The organism is Nostoc linckia z4 (genome assembly GCF_002608075.1).
GTDB classification, from domain to species: Bacteria; Cyanobacteriota; Cyanobacteriia; order Cyanobacteriales; family Nostocaceae; genus Nostoc; species Nostoc linckia.
The window spans coordinates 106,990-122,866 of sequence record NZ_LAHA01000026.1; the positions used below are offsets into that span (position 1 = coordinate 106,990).

Here is a 15,877-nt window from a genome sequence, read left to right on the forward strand (position 1 = left end):
AGTTCAGAAATTAAATCGGATTGCTATAAAATAATTCAGTATCTATTTTTCATTCAAGAATTGCGGTTTTAATCTTCTTACAGATATTCACCCAAGCTCGATCCTCCTGTCCAGAGTTCAGGCTGTTTAAAGGTTGATTGGGAGGGTGCGCTGATTGATACTTTTCAATTTCTGTTTCTTCATAGCCGCTATAAGTCAAAGGTATCCAAATAATAGTAAGCCCTTCAGCTTCAGCCGCATCTAATAATGGCGGTAACTCATTATCGGCAATAAAATCTGATGCTAAAAAATCGGGACTAACTAACAATACTGCCACTTTTGCTGCTGCTAAAGCTTTTTCAATTTCTTCGCGCCACTTTGCACCAGGACAAATTTTAGTATCGTCCCAGACAACAAAAGTTTGGTTACGAATCATTGGTTTGAGGTGTTTTTGAAGTTTGGTAAGCCACTGTTGATCTTGATGACTATAGCTAATGAAAACTTGATTTCTAGTTATAGGTTCGGACATAGGAATTTGGGGGTTGTGGGAAGTGGATAGAACATCATCAATAAGTCTTTGGATATCTACCATACGAAAGCTATTTTGACATTGAATTTTGTAATTCTGCGCTTCCAGAGATTTGTACAATACATCTCGGCTATAAAAATGAGGCGTTTGACTATCATTACAGCTTTCACAGTTACAAGGAACAAGTGTTTGATATTGCAGACGTTCGTAAGATTTATGGATTTTTTCTAGTTCATGAATAATCACTGCTAGCAATTCTTTCTTGCGTTTTCCTGCTACGCGAATTTTAATTTCTCGTTGATAGTAATATTCAATCACTTCGGCACGGGTTTGGTCTTTAGTAAGAACAATACCTGTTTTCCAAACGAGGGTTTGTTGTTCGATTATAGAATGCATTTCGACGATAAATCGGGTAATAATTCCTTTTGGCATGAAGTCATATTTATACCGCAAAATTAAGTTATTAGATTCATTCCAACTGAAATCAGGTTGATTGACAGAGAGTAATTGAGGTGCAATATAATTATTAAGACGATTAGGTATTTCATAACACAATTTAAATTTCATCATTAACCGCAAGAGTTCTGCCTGCATATCAGTATATTTTTCTTCATCCCAAATATTGGCTAAATCACTGCGGTTAAATTGACCCATGTTTTGAATGACTTGTGGATTATCTAACACTTTGTAAACGGCATCTGTACCCCAAGTAGGTTTGAGGATCACAGTTTTTCTTAATAAGTCATCATCTTGGAAGTGAAGACATACACCTAAATCATGTAAATAGTCACTGAGTTGGAGTTTATCTTCCCGTTTAGTAAAACCATATTCTTGACAGATTTTCAGATATTCTTCCAAGCTAATATATTCGCGGGAATCTCGTTCTAAAGCTTCCCGTACTTTAACCCAGGTTTTCGGTAGTTCTGTTCCTACATGGGGTAGGTTACTAATATAATGTTTAATTTCTTTTAATATTTCTGGCAGACCGCGATTGGTGGCAAGGTTTGTAGTAAGTGTTTTTTGAAAATTTTTAAAATCGCGTCGCAACTCCCGCTCGTTTACTTCCCGTTTGCGGTCTTGTTTTTCATTTTTTACAATTAGTAAAGGACTATTATCGCTCAGTAATTCAACGACATTTAACCAGTAATAAAAATCTGTGTCTTCTTTGCGAGTATCAGCAACTACAGCATAAAGAGAGCGTTTTGTAAGAAAAAATTGGTGAGTAGCATGGTAAATTTCTTGACCACCAAAGTCCCAAATGTTGACCTGAAATTCTCTATTATTATCAAGCAAGAATTTCCATTGAATAACATCAATGCCTTCTGTGGTATTTTCATCTTGTTGTAATCTATATTTTTGGTTAGGAATTTTTTTGGCTAGTGTAGTTTTACCTGCACCAGCTTCTCCGACAATGAGTAATTTAGCTTCGTAAAGGCGATCGGTTTCTTGTTGCTGACGGTAAAAGTTCAGTATTGCTTTCAATCCTTTACTTTCGATTTCTGGTGGTAGTGATTCTAGATTATTGTTGCTAAGTTCAAGTATGTCGAGGTTGGAGAGTTGACTAATTTCTGGTGGCAGCGTCTTCAGTTGATTGTTGCTGAGGTCAAGCACACTGAGATTGCTAAGTAGACCAATCTCTGCTGGCAGCGTCTTCAGTTGATTGGAGTTGAGCAAAAGCTCCCTAAACTTAGAGAGTTGAAAAATCTCTGCTGGCAGTGTCGTTAGTTGATTATTGCTGAGGAAAAGCTTGCTGAGGTTGGAGAGTAGACCAATCTCTGCTGGCAGGTTCGTCAGTTGATTGGATCTCAAATCAAACTCGCTGAGTTTGGAGAGTAGGCCAATCTCTGCTGGCAGGTTCTTCAGTTGATTGGATCTCAGGTCAAGCGTGGTGAGGTTGAAGAGTAGACCAATCTCTGCTAGCAGAGTTGTCAATTGATTAGAGTCGAGCAAAAGCACATTCAGCTTGGTAAGTTGACCAATGTTTGTTGGCAGCGTCGTCAGTTCATTGTTGCTGAGAAAAAGTTTGTTGAGTTTGGAGAGTTTACCAATATTTGCTGGTAGTGTTGTCAGTAGATTGGATCTCAGGTCAAACTCGCTAAGTTTGGAGAGTTGACCAATATTTGCTGGTAGTGTTGTCAATTGATTGGAACTCAAGTCAAGCACGCATAGATTGGAGAGTAGACCAATCTCTGCTGGCAGCTTTGTTAGCTGATTGGATCTCAAGTCAAGTTTGCTGAGGTTGGAGAGTTGACCAATCTCTGCTGGCAGCTTTGTCAGTTGATTCTTACTTAGATAAAGCACACTGAAGTTGGAGAGTAGACCAATTTTTGCTGGTAGCGTTGTTAGTTGGTTGGATCTCAGGTCAAGTACGCTGAGATTAGAGAGTTGACCAATCTCTGCTGGCAGCATCGTCAATTTATTGTTGCTGAGAAAAAGTTTGTTGAGTTTGGAGAGTTGACCAATTTCTGCTGGTAGCGTTGTCAGTTGATTGTTGCTGAGAAAAAGTTTGCTGAGGTTAGAGAGTTGACCAATCTCTGCTGGTAGCGTTGTCAGTAAATTGGATCTCAGGTCAAGCTCGCTAAGATTGATAAGTTGACCAATCTCTGCTGGTAGTGTTATTAAATATTTGCCAGAAAGATCTAATTCTGTCACCTTGTCTTTGGCAGCTTGTTCAATAATTTGCAGCAGTTCTTCGTTAGTCATTTGGGGTTTTAGAAAGATGATGCCTGACGACAAGTTTCTGCTTGGACGCGCAGCAGAGAAATTGAGCTAATTAATAATGTAGCCTGTATCAAGGATTGCATTAGCGCGTAAGCATAGCCCGTTGTAAATATCGCCGACTCCTGCGTGTCTAAACTCAACCTCAAAACCTCATCATTGCACCTTTTATCCTCGACGTTGCACCTTTTATCCTCGACGTTGCACCTTTTATCCTCGACGTTGCACCTTTTATCCTCGACGTTGCACCTTTTATCCTCGACGTTGCACCTTTTATCCTCGACGTTGCACCTTTTATCCTCGACGTTGCRCCTTTTATCCTCGACGTTGCACCTTTTATCCTCGAAGTTGCACCTTTTTATACAAACCGTCGAGCAAAAAAAGCGTTGGCGCAGTCCGCCGCAAGCATCGCCTGTTGTTGAAGATGCGATCGCTAGTAGTTTTACTGCTTTGTATATTTACAGAAACCAATGCTCCCAGTTAGATATAGAGCCGCTTATATTAGATTTGCCATCGCAACTAGCCTTAAAACAGCGATGTCTCCAACACGCTACACGTAAATTTAATAAATCAAAGAGGATTACTATATATGCCTTACGACATGACTCTGTGTCCTGGAGAAAATTGCCCAATCAAACAAAATTGTTACCGTTTTACACGCGAAATTCTCGGTCGTCAGAATTTTTTTGGACAAGCTCCCTATAATTTCACTACTAATTCTTGCAAAGATTTTATTAGTAATCGCCCAGATGAAAATAAAATCCGTTTTAGAGCTTATGAAATCTGGCAACAAAGCGGCTATCCAGATGATAAGTCTGTTGAACATTGGCTACAAGCTGAAAAGGAGTTGATATAGCAATCCTATTTGAGTTGTGAAAAATATTGGTGTTGACTGTTGACCGGTCAACTTAAGCTCAAACTCTTGCCCCACAATTGTTTTACCCCACCCCCTCCCCTTGGCAAGATACAGCTGGCGAATTAGGTCTGACACCATTTCACTTTATCAATGATACAAATACAAGGGTAAGGGCGTACAGCCGTTCGCCCCTACAGGTTACTGTATATGTATCAATATTTTGGTGAATTAATCTGACACCCCTCATTGATTTTTCGTCATTCCACCCGATGTAGAGACGTAGCATTGCTACGTCTCTACAAACCAATTTGTGGCTTTGCTCCTGAATTCTGAATTCTGAATTCTAAATTCTGATTTCTCAAGTCCTTCCAACCAAACTAGCCACTACTGTCGCTAATTCAGCCGGCTCAACTGGTTTCGGCAAATGTAGCTGATAACCTTCTTGAATGGCTCGCATTCTGTCCTCAGCTCTTGCATAAGCTGTCAATGCGGCGGCGGGAATATTTCTTCCTAGTTCTGGAGATTGCGATCGCAGTTTGCGAATCAATGAGTAACCATCTTCTTGGGGCATACCAATGTCGCTAACTAATACATCTGGTTTCCACTCTTGAATTATTTGCAATGCTTCTTGAACTGATGCTACTGCTCGAACTTCTGCTTGACACTGTTCCAGTACTATGGTAACAAATTCACGGGTATCAAGTTGGTCATCTACAACCAGTACCCGCACGCCAAGGAGGGAGGGGGAAACAGCAGCACGGGGATAAAGTGGTGGAGGAATTGAGGGGTTGAGGGGCTGACTCTTGAGGAGTGGTAGCTTGATTGTAAATGTTGCACCTTGTTGTTCGCCGGGGCTATGAGCGTGGATGCTACCACCGTGCAATTCTACCAAGTGACGCACGATGGCTAGTCCCAGTCCTAATCCTCCATAGGTTCTGGTGCTAGAACTATCGGCTTGACGAAAACGTTCAAAGACGTAAGGCAGAAAATCTGCACTAATGCCAATTCCTGTATCAATTACTTGAATTTGGGCGTATTTGTCGGTTGTCTGTTGTAAGCCGGGGGTTTGCCCTGGACATTTAATGTCATTGACTACAGACAATCGCACCTCTACCCGTCCGCCTGGGGATGTGAATTTAATAGCGTTGGATAGCAAATTCCAGATAATTTGTTGCAAGCGGTCAAAATCACCTGAAACTAAGAATCCTGAATCTTCGGCTTGGAATTTGCAGTTTAAATGTTGATTATCTATTTGTTTTGATGGGGTTTCTAAGGAAGAAACAACGGAAAATTGCAAATTGATTTCCTTAGATTGGGCGGCTAAGCTAACGGTATCTAGGCTGGACTCAATTACGGACACCAAATTACAAGTACGGACATTGAGGCGTAATTTGCCTCTATTCATCCGCGATATATCTAGCAAGTCTTCAATTAGCTGGGTTTGGGCTTTAGCGTTGCGCTCAATTGTTTCCATACCTTTAGCAATTTGGCCTTCGCTGAGCTTGCTGCGTTGCAATAGTTGTGCCCAACCAAGGATGGCATTGAGGGGCGATCGCAATTCGTGGGATAATATGCCCAGAAACTCATCTTTCATGCGATTCGCTTGTTGTAACTGCTCTGTTTGCTGCTGCAAAGATGCAATTAAACTGGCTCTCTCCATTGCGATCGCTATTTGGTCGCAAACTGCCTGCATCATTCCCTTTTGATTCTCGGTGAAACTCAGCCGAGTCCGACTACCAAAGGAAAGAGTACCAAACAGCCTTCCCTGTGCTATCAAAGGGTAACAGTAATAAGCAGTGATGCCTAAAGAACGAATTAATTCTGTTTTCGGGTCTGTTGATTGCTGCACATTCTCTATTGGTATTGGGAAGCGTTGCTGGGCTACAGTACCACAAACTGCTTCGCCAAATGCCAACCACTCAATTTCCTTGGCTACTTCTGGGGGAATGCCGGCGTAAGATTCCAACCGCATTCCTTGAGAGTCATCCTCAATCAAATAGTTGAAGTAAACATCTAAACCAATTTGCTCTTTTAGTTTTCGGAAAACACTATCAATTAATACCACTGGTTGCTGGCTTGAGAGCAAGTCGTTGGCTGTGTCAAAAAGCAACTTTAACCTTTGGTAACTCAAGGAAAGCGCTTTTTCTGCCTGCTTGAGGTTGCTAATATCTTGGAACACTAAAACACAGATAGCTGGATGACCGTGCATCGCTGGTAAGGTATCGGCAAATATCAATAAAGAGCGGACACCAGAGCTAGTATGCCAGTCCACCTCCAAGCCATCGAGACGTTCCCCAAGGGCTACCCGCACTCCGGGCATTTGCTCGTTGGGAATGCGATTTCCTGCGGCATCAGTGTAGTGGTAGACTGTATGATATTCTGCGGCTGGTACGTTTTTAGGAAATTCACCTCCAGCTAATTCATTAGCAGAGCGATTGGCGAAAATTACCCGTGCTGTTCCTGGTTCAATAAACAACATCGGTTTTGGCATCAGATTTAACACATCTTCCAGCCATTTTTGCTGATTGCGGAGTACTTCTTCTGCCTGCTTGCGTTCTGTAATATCCAAAAATGCCCCAACGCACCCTCTAGTCTTTCCATCTTCGTCAAACAAAGGTGCAACATGCTCTAAAAGATTGACTATTTTTCCGGTTTCATGTATTATATCTACCTCAAAATCTAAAACTTCCACGCCATGAGCAGCAGAGTACTGCATGGGAAGTTCTTCTGGTAATAATTCCCTTCCTTGGCGGTAAGTTTTAAAGTTAGTCGGTTTTTCAATCAAGGGAGCGCTGAGGGAAGCATTTGTATTTGGCGATATGCCTAACTGCTTAGCAAAAGCAGGGTTGACCTTGATATTTTGGCATTCTCGATCCTCAGCAATGCCGATACCAATGGGAATTACCTCTAGCAAAGTTTGTAATTCACTGATGCGGTGCTGTAAATCCTTATTTAATTTTAAGATTTGTTCCTTGGCTTGTTTTTGTTCGCTGATATCGCGAGTTACAGTGGCCAGGGCAATTGGTTGACCGGTGTTATTCTCTGTAACAATGAAGATATTGCAATCAACTGGTATCGCTTCACCTGTTTGTAGATGTCGGAAGCGGAATTCTCCTTGCCAACGGCCTTGCGATCGCACAGTGGGCAATATACATTGTTGAAAATGATTTTTGTCTGCGGGCATGACGTAATCTAACACGGTCTTTTGCTTGACTTGTTCTAAGCTTGCAAGCCCCACCAACTTTTGACCGGCATCATTTATATAAAGTAATTGTCCCTCAAGTGTGGCAATACCAATAAAATCAGAGCTATTTTCTACTAACGATACAAATTTTTGTTGTTCTGCTTCTGCTTGCTTGCGTTCGCTCAAATCAAGGATAAACGCTACTGACTCTTCCCGTTTTTCTCCCAACAGTACGTAACCAACTAAAACCGGAATTCGGCTACCATCTTTGCGGAGGTATTCTTTCTGATATGGCGTACAAGCACCTTTAGGGTTTTTCTTAGCTTCAGCTATACCTTCTTGGTCTAAGTGTCGATGTTCTAAAGGTGTGATTTGACTCCAACTTAAGTTCCCTGCTAACAAATCTTCCCGCGTGTAATTAGTTATCCTCAAATATTCGTCATTTGCCTGATAGATCCCGCCATAAATATCAGCAAAAACTATGCCGATAACGTTAGCATCCACAAAGCTTGCCAGTTTATCTTCGTAGGCTTTGAGTGCTTCTTGGATACGTATACGTAGACTATCGGAGATATCCCGTTGATGGCTGAGGTGTTCAATAACCCTTGCACTTTGCCAAATCAAAACCGTAAAAATTACAATCAAGGCAATGGCAAATACTGATATTGCAAAAGCTGGGTCGTATTTTTCTGCCCGTTGACCTTCAAGAATCACCCACCCTAATATAAAAGGTACTGCGATCGCCGCAACCAATAACCTACGTGCAAGTAAGCCGCCATAGTTATCACTTGTAACTACTCTCATTAACCCCTGTTCTGGCCGCGCCCACAAAATACCTACACTTAGAATGTTGAACAACACCGCTGTGTGTAATGCCATTGATGTTGTATAAGGGGCAATACCATAAAGAACTTTGACTTTGTAGGCATACCCAATTAGCGCTTGAAAGGAAATCAAAGTACTTATCAAAGCCAGAATTTGGGCGTACCAATAACTGCGGTGATTTTTGCCATAAATCAGAAACTGTAAGGCGACACTAACCAGTAAAAAATTCACTGTGGTGTTCATCCCCATTCGCCCTGGATATGATGTCGTTAAACTAGTCGGCGAGTCACGAAATACCAACTCGTCAATACCACAATTCCAGCCGAAGAGATATTGACAAAGTGTGAGTCCAGCAATTGTGGTCACAGCTATTGCACAAACTTTGGCAACTAACAGACTAGGGAAGTACAGGTAATTTTTAACTGTTCTTTCCCCTGTTGTTCTTGTTCTCCTTGCTGTAATTAACAGCCACAGAGACATTCCAGACCAGATAAAGCACAGCGCTGTGTTGAATTTCATTGTCGCCGGACTACCAGGAAAACCACCCTTGAGAACATTAATTCCCAGCCACCAACCAACTATTACCAAAATACCAACCAAAACGGCTATCGCACTTGCGATTTTTGCCACAAATGAACTTGCAGGAAATTTAAAGATATCTTGCAGCCGCAAGCGGTTAATCTTTAACATTGAGTGTTCTCTAACCGCATCTATCTAGCGTTATAAATTACCGTATTTCTTACGGGCTAATCATTTATGTCCATTGTATTTTATGCTACCCCTTTAGTTACTTTTCATCTACCCCTATGCATATTTTTTGTTGCAGAATTTAGAGTCACAAATCAAAGTACTTCAAAAATCAGGCTATATAACGACAATCAGTAGTCATCGTTTTGAAAGTGCTGTTGCCCATCTATTTACAAATTCTACAATCACTCCAGACATTAGAGTTGTCCACAGTGATTTTTACCTGCAATTTTCCCACTTTCCCATCGTACTTTTGGCTGGATGAGATGGAGGCTGAAAATTACAGAATAATTTAATTTTTTTCTAGAAATATATATTCTTTTCATACTTGCATCTTCAATAAAGTATATTTTTTTGTCTGTCATCCTGGAGATGCAATGTTTATCAAAAATAGTCTAAGCTTACCGAAGAATCAGCTGGAATGTAAACTTTAATTTAATTTTCGCTACCAAGTATTAAAAATATAAATAAATACAAGCAAAACAGCAAAAATCACCATATCTTTTGTGATTTTTCAGTTTTGATTTTCCGATCAGCCTGAGTTTAATAAAGGCATTTCCGGCAGATAAATTAGACCTGAGACTCTACAAAAAATGCAAAACGACTCTGGTAAAACTATTTCTATTTGGATGACAAGCGCAAAAATTCCACAACAACCAGCGCTTACGGAAAATACTTATGCAGATGTGTGCATCGTGGGTGCTGGGATTGCGGGCATGTCAACTGCTTATATTTTAGCCCGCCAAGGTAAGTCTGTGATCGTACTGGATGATGGCCTAATTGGTGGCGGTCAAACTGCACGCACAACAGCACACCTATCAAATGTGCTAACCGAACGTTACTACGAACTTGAGGAAATACACGGTAAAGAAGGCGCAAAACTGATAGCCGAAAGTCATACAACAGCAATTAATACTATAGAGGCGATCGCCACCCAAGAAAATATTAACTGTGATTTTGAGCGGCTTGATGGTTATTTATTTTCACCAGACCCCAATTCATCAGATGAAATTCAGCAGGAATTAGAAGCTGCACAGCGAGTGGGACTCACTAATGTAGAAATAGTCAACAAAGCACCATTAACTGATTTTGATACAGGAGTATGTCTACGCTTTCCCCAACAAGGACAATTCGACCCTCTCAAGTATCTTGCTGGACTGGCAAAAGCCATTGAACGCCGTGGTGGTAGAATTTTTACCAACACTCATGTAGAAAAAATCAAAGGTGGTTTACCCGCCCGCGTGGAAACCAGCAATGGTCACATTGTCACAGCCGAAGCTGTAGTAGTAGCAACCAATTCACCCATCAGTAATTTAGCTACTATGCACTTTAAGCAAGCTGCATATATGACTTTTGTCATCGGTCTGAAAGTACCTCGTAATGCTGTTTACAAAGCCCTTTATTGGGATACCCCCGATCCTTACCACTACGTAAGATTAGATCGACTCGATTCTGAATATGATGTATTAATAGTTGGCGGTGAAGACCACAAAACCGGGCAAGCTAACGATGCCAATGACCGCTATGCCAGACTCCAAATATGGGCGCAAGAACGCTTTCCAATGGCACAAGAGGTTTTATATCGTTGGTCGGGTCAGGTGATGAATTCTGATGATGGTATTGCTTACATAGGCAAAAACCCCTTTGACGAACAAAACGTTTACATCGTCACTGGTGATACAGGTATAGGCATGACCCACGGTACAATTGCAGGTATATTGTTAACTGATTTGATTTTAGGACGAACAAATACCTGGGCGCAGCTTTACGAACCGTCACGGGTGAGACTTGGCACAGTCAGTGATTTCATCTCTGAAAATCTCAACGTTGCTAGCCAATATTTAAATTGGTTGACACCAGGAGATGTTGATTCTGTAGAAAAAATCCCTGCCGGTACAGGTGCGGTGGTGCGGCGTGGTTTGACAAAAGTTGCAGCTTATCGAGACGAAAACGGTAAACTACAGGAACATTCGGCAATCTGTACTCACCTCAATTGTATCGTCGCCTGGAATTCCTCAGAAAAGACCTGGGATTGTCCCTGTCACGGTTCGCGGTTTGATACTCATGGAAAAGTAATTAATGGCCCAGCCATTAATGGGTTGGCATCAGTGGAAGACAAATAAAAAGGTCACATTAGACCTCTTGCTTTCATTGCTTTTTGGACTCTTGTGGGAAAAGGGAAAAGGTTCAAGGGGAAAGGGAAAATACCAAACCTTTCCCCCTTTCCCCTTCCCCTTTTCCCTACTTATGCAAGAAGTCTATTGAATATTCATATCATGTCCGCCTAATCACTTGTCAAAAAAATCTCCGTGTCTGGCGAAGCTGCACTCTGACTTTTCTTTGTGTCAGTCCTAATAATCAGTCTTGAACTCGACACGATAGACATATCCGAAAATCAATCAATGTAGAGACGTAGCAATACTACGTCTCTACAGGGTTTCGGGTAACTTTTTTATTCTTATCTCATAAATACGCACTAACTTTGAGTATAAAAAGTCGATTTTTTTGGCGATCGCTCCTGTATGACTTCCAAGTTAAATTAACACTATTTAGCTTAATTCAACCTTTAGGCATCAATTTTGCTAATTAAAATTGTTTTTGTAAACAATTAAACATTCAGTATATTTGAGTTTGCGTAATTAATTTTGGTCTGTTTAATTTATAGTCTTATTTTATCGTTCATTCACCGCTAGCAATTTGTGTTTACTTATATCATTTACGACTCAATAATATAGCTGTTTAAAAAAGATACAGTGCGATGTCAACAGTTTTGAGTGGGATTAATTTCTATATCATATACTCTTGATACTCTCAAGCTGTGGTAAAGCAAAATAGTTATTTATACTAAATTAATTGTATTAATAAATACAGTTTTATTTATCAATTGCTTGTAAGTATTTATAAATAAAACTAATTAATTAGAAGGATAAAGAATGCTGAGCCTGATGCCACAACATAGTACTCGTTTTTTTTATGGTGACGCTACTGCATATCTAATTGAAAAAAATAAAGGAGTAAGTTGACGTATCAAAGGTGTACAAACACAAAAAACTTTTGTAGCGATTCTCACTTAATCTTTTAGTGCTTAGGATGATTGTTTATATTTACCCTCAAAACTTCATAATAGCTATATACACCCACACCTGAACCTTTTTTGTAACCAAAAACCTATATACTAGACTAGACTTTGATAAATTTGAGAGTTTCGTTAATTGCAACACCAAAAACTATTAATTTTCAAATGAAATACTAGCCTATCTTATAGTCTATAGTTTTTAAAGTTTAGTCAAAACTATATCCAGTATCATCAAAAAACTGCAAACTTCATGTGGTGTAAAAATCAAGCGGGGAGTGAAAACATGAATTTACGTAGAGATGCTCTGCAAATCCTCAAAGATACTAGTCGAACTTTTTATATTCCAATTAGTCTTTTACCGCCAGGATTGCAAGAAGCAGTAGCATCAGCATATTTGTGTATGCGTGCTATTGATGAAATTGAAGATCATCAAGAACTAGACAACCCTACTAAGGCAAAACTCTTACGTACAATCAGTTTAACACTACAGGCTGGAGTTGATGGCTTCCCACTAGACGCTTTTTTTGCAGGATCTAGTGAATATGAAAGTTCCTTAGAAGAAGTTACTCTCAGGATTCGAGAATGGTCGCTACTAGCGCCTGAAACCATTGCACCTCGAATTTGGGATGGTACTGCTGCAATGGCAGACCGGATGGCTTATTGGGTAGAAATGGACTGGAAAATTGACACTGAATCTGATTTAGACCGTTATACCTTTGGGGTTGCAGGTGCAGTGGGATTATTACTTTCAGACTTATGGACTTGGTACGATGGAACACAAACAAATCGTACACAAGCCGTTGGGTTTGGCCGGGGTTTACAAGCAGTTAATATTTTACGCAATCATACTGAAGATCTCAGACGCGGAGTAGACTTTTTTCCAGAAGGTTGGAATGCTGCAAATATGCAAGAGTATGCGCGGCGCAATCTCGCTTTGGCAGAAGCTTACACCAAAAATCTTCCCACAGGCCCAGCCCTAGACTTTTGCCAAATTCCCTTGACTTTGGCACATGGAACCCTTGATGCCCTAGCCAATGGTAAGGAAAAACTCAGCCGCAGTGATGTTTTAGCACTTCTCGAACAGCTCATTGGTGTAAACATGAAAGCTAGCTAGTAGTTTCTTCAGGGCTGATGGAGTGGATTTACAGTAGCTTTTAGGCTCCAAAACCCAAGGGGTTTAAAGCCCCGTATAGTCCCCGTCCCTTAAGGACGGGTTCTTAATAAAATGAGATATTCTCAAATACAAATTAGTATAAAGTAATTCAAGTATTATGTGCAAATATAGGTATAATAAACTATTTGGTTTTGGCGATCGCTGTACGTAATCCTATCTAAACTTTAGAAACTCTTCAAAGGATTTCCAGCAAAAATTACCTGGCAAGCGCTGATTGAGATCTCAATAATTAAAGGAGAGTATAAAAAACTCTCAATGATTCTTCGTGCAGCGAGTTGACAGTGCATGAGCTACTGCTTAAATCCTACCTGTCGCAATCCGGAAAATTTGGTAAATAGTCAGAGGTGTCAGTCTTGTGGCTCACGACTACTGTTGCGCGATCGCTATCAGGTAGTCAAGCCATTAGGCCAAGGTGGCTTTGGAGCAACTTTTCTAGCCCAGGATCGAGTCTTACCAGGAGAACCTAGTTGTGTAATCAAACAACTACGCCCCTCTGGCAACTCGCCACATGTTTTACAGATGGCCAGAGAACTTTTTGAGCGAGAAGCCAAAACTCTAGGTAAGATTGGCAATCATCCCCAAGTACCACGATTGCTCGACTATTTTGAAGAACACGAACAATTTTACTTAATTCAAGAATATATCAGTGGTGATACCTTACAGGAAGAGGTGAAACTCAATGGTGTGTTAACCGAAACTGGAGTCAAGCAATTCTTGAGTGAGGTTTTGCCATTGCTGCAATACATCCACGAGCAAAAGGTAATTCACCGAGATATTAAGCCAGCTAACTTAATTCGCCGTAGTCAAGATGCCAGAATGGTACTCATTGACTTTGGCGCAGTCAAAAATCAAGTTACCCAAGCTGCGGCAAATCAATCAGGACAGACGGCCTTGACTGCATATGCTATTGGAACTCCAGGTTTTGCACCTCCAGAACAAATGGCCATGCGTCCAGTCTATGCCAGTGATATTTACGCACTAGGGGTGACATGTATTTATTTGCTAACTAGTAAAACTCCTAAAGATTTAGATTACAATCCCACAACTGGTGAAATGATGTGGGAACAGCTTGTACAAGTGAGTGACCACTTGACCAACGTATTGCGGAAAATGTTAGAGGTATCAGTACGTAATCGTTATCAGTCAGCAGCAGACGTTCTCAGAGCTTTAGATATAGAACCATACTTAGACAGCTTAGCACAAGGATTACTGACTAAATCTCCCGATACTGGAGTTAAAGGTCGAACATACAACCGGATAGAAGATTCTGCTATTTTATGTAGCAATCCTTCTGCGGCCGTCACTAGTGCAGGAGGAGTAGCACAGGTAGCAGCAGCAATTCGCGCTAGACGAGCCAAAGCCGAAGCAGCTGGAATCGGCAAATCAATGACTTTCCCTAGCAGCAGTACTAATGCTTCCCCAATTCCTAATTCTAAAGTCGAGCGCAAGTTAGATACCCAAAGTTTACTAACAGCTTACATGAAAGGAAGACGAGATTTTGCCCTACACAACTTAAGTTTGCTCAACCTGCAAGGTGTTGATTTATCAGGAACAAATTTTCATTCCGCTCAATTACAAAAAACCAATCTCCAGGGAGCTAACCTCCACAATAGTGACTTTGGTAGAGCCAGTCTCACTAGAGCTAATCTCAAAGATGCCAATTTGAGCAAAGCATACTTTAACCACACAGATCTAGAAGGGGCAGATCTACGAGGCGCAGACCTGAGTCATGCTTATCTCACCAATGCCAATCTCCGAGGAGCTAATTTATGTGGTGCCAATCTCACAAATGCCAAAATTTCTGATGAACAGTTAGCACTAGCAAAAACAAATTGGATGACCGTACGCCCCAATGGAAAACGAGGCTTATTGTGATTTCGGTGATTGGGAATTGAGGATTATTAATCCGGTGTCACACCACCCTTCTCAAAGCAGGCAAAGAGGGGATTGAGGGTAGGGTAAAACGGCTGTAGCACAAGCGTTTGAGCTTAAGTTGACACCAATGGGTCACGGCTCTTCACTACAATTCCCTACTCCCTGTTATCGTTGACGGTTCACAGTCAACTGAAATGCCTGACAGCTTACAGCCAATACGGTTCGGATAAGCAGTATGAACTTCCCTTGTGGTCTGGGAAAAGGTTAAGGGGAAAAGGGTAAAGGATGTATTTGAAACCTTTCCCCTTTTCCCTTTTCCCTTTTCCCTTTCCCCTTTTCCCTTTCCCCTTTCCCCTTTTCCCTTTCCCCTTTTCCCTTTCCCCTTTCCCCTTTCCCCTTTTCCCTTTCCCCTTTCCCCTTTCCCCTTTCCCCTTTTCCCTTTCCCCTTTCCCCAAACCGTATTGAGCTGACAGCAGTTTACAAGCAAGTAAAATACACAAAAGACACATTAAATCTTGTGAGATACCCTGACCACCCTTGTATATCTCATTTAGATGGAATATGCTGTAAGTTCTACCTAGAAATGATATTTTTAACGTATTTTTACGTAGAATTTTTTCAAATAAAAATCTACGTAAAACTGCGTAATTATGGCAGCAATCTTTATAAAATCTTTATCATTTTTATCTGTTAAAAATAACAAAGGATTATTTACAATAAAAAATAAACCCTCACATAATTTTTTATTAAAGATAGCCATAATTTTTATGACCGTAAACAACAGGGAATTTCATACATAAAATTTGTCAAATTTAACCTTCTTAAGCCATTGAAATTCTAAAATGGTAGCTGAATTTAAAAAACAATTATCCCTGATTGTAGGCTGGAGCAGAATATTCACAACCGAAATCAGG

The 15,877-nt window shown here is 40.7% G+C and carries 6 protein-coding genes; 4 read left to right on the forward strand and 2 right to left on the reverse strand.

What is annotated here, in order from left to right; all coding sequences use genetic code 11:
• Positions 1-49 precede the first annotated feature (49 nt).
• Entirely contained in the window at positions 50-3,211 is a 3,162-nt protein-coding gene (locus VF06_RS20740; protein ID WP_099069019.1) for a COR domain-containing protein, read from the reverse strand.
• 604 nt (positions 3,212-3,815) lie between these two features.
• On the opposite strand from VF06_RS20740, the gene VF06_RS20745 reads away from it, so the two are divergent.
• Positions 3,816-4,082, forward strand: coding sequence for a DUF2934 domain-containing protein (locus VF06_RS20745; protein ID WP_099069017.1), 267 nt, complete (start codon positions 3,816-3,818; stop codon positions 4,080-4,082).
• Positions 4,083-4,440: 358 nt separating this feature from the next.
• On the opposite strand, the gene VF06_RS20750 is transcribed toward VF06_RS20745, so the two are convergent.
• Entirely contained in the window at positions 4,441-8,781 is a 4,341-nt protein-coding gene (locus VF06_RS20750; RefSeq protein ID WP_099069016.1) for a hybrid sensor histidine kinase/response regulator, read from the reverse strand.
• 650 nt (positions 8,782-9,431) lie between these two features.
• Here VF06_RS20750 and VF06_RS20755 point away from each other — a divergent pair.
• From VF06_RS20755 to VF06_RS20765, 3 genes are all read left to right on the forward strand, one after another.
• The gene (locus VF06_RS20755; RefSeq protein WP_099069015.1) at positions 9,432-10,961 is read left to right on the forward strand and encodes an FAD-dependent oxidoreductase; all 1,530 of its coding nucleotides are present in this window, start codon (positions 9,432-9,434) and stop codon (positions 10,959-10,961) included.
• A gap of 1,236 nt (positions 10,962-12,197) precedes the next feature.
• Positions 12,198-13,028: a squalene/phytoene synthase family protein gene (locus tag VF06_RS20760; RefSeq protein ID WP_099069032.1), complete on the forward strand. Its 831-nt coding sequence runs from the start codon at positions 12,198-12,200 to the stop codon at positions 13,026-13,028.
• Between the two features lie 345 nt (positions 13,029-13,373).
• On the forward strand, positions 13,374-14,963 hold the full coding sequence (locus tag VF06_RS20765) for a serine/threonine-protein kinase (RefSeq protein WP_099069014.1): 1,590 nt from the start codon (positions 13,374-13,376) through the stop codon (positions 14,961-14,963).
• The last annotated feature ends 914 nt before the right edge of the window (positions 14,964-15,877 follow it).

Coding starts and splice junctions, on each gene's coding strand:
- VF06_RS20740 (WP_099069019.1), bottom strand. CDS start 3,211: ATGACTAACGAAGAACTGCTGCAAATTATTGAACAAGCTGCCAAAGAC.
- VF06_RS20745 (WP_099069017.1), top strand. CDS start 3,816: ATGCCTTACGACATGACTCTGTGTCCTGGAGAAAATTGCCCAATCAAA.
- VF06_RS20750 (WP_099069016.1), bottom strand. CDS start 8,781: ATGTTAAAGATTAACCGCTTGCGGCTGCAAGATATCTTTAAATTTCCT.
- VF06_RS20755 (WP_099069015.1), top strand. CDS start 9,432: ATGCAAAACGACTCTGGTAAAACTATTTCTATTTGGATGACAAGCGCA.
- VF06_RS20760 (WP_099069032.1), top strand. CDS start 12,198: ATGAATTTACGTAGAGATGCTCTGCAAATCCTCAAAGATACTAGTCGA.
- VF06_RS20765 (WP_099069014.1), top strand. CDS start 13,374: ATGAGCTACTGCTTAAATCCTACCTGTCGCAATCCGGAAAATTTGGTA.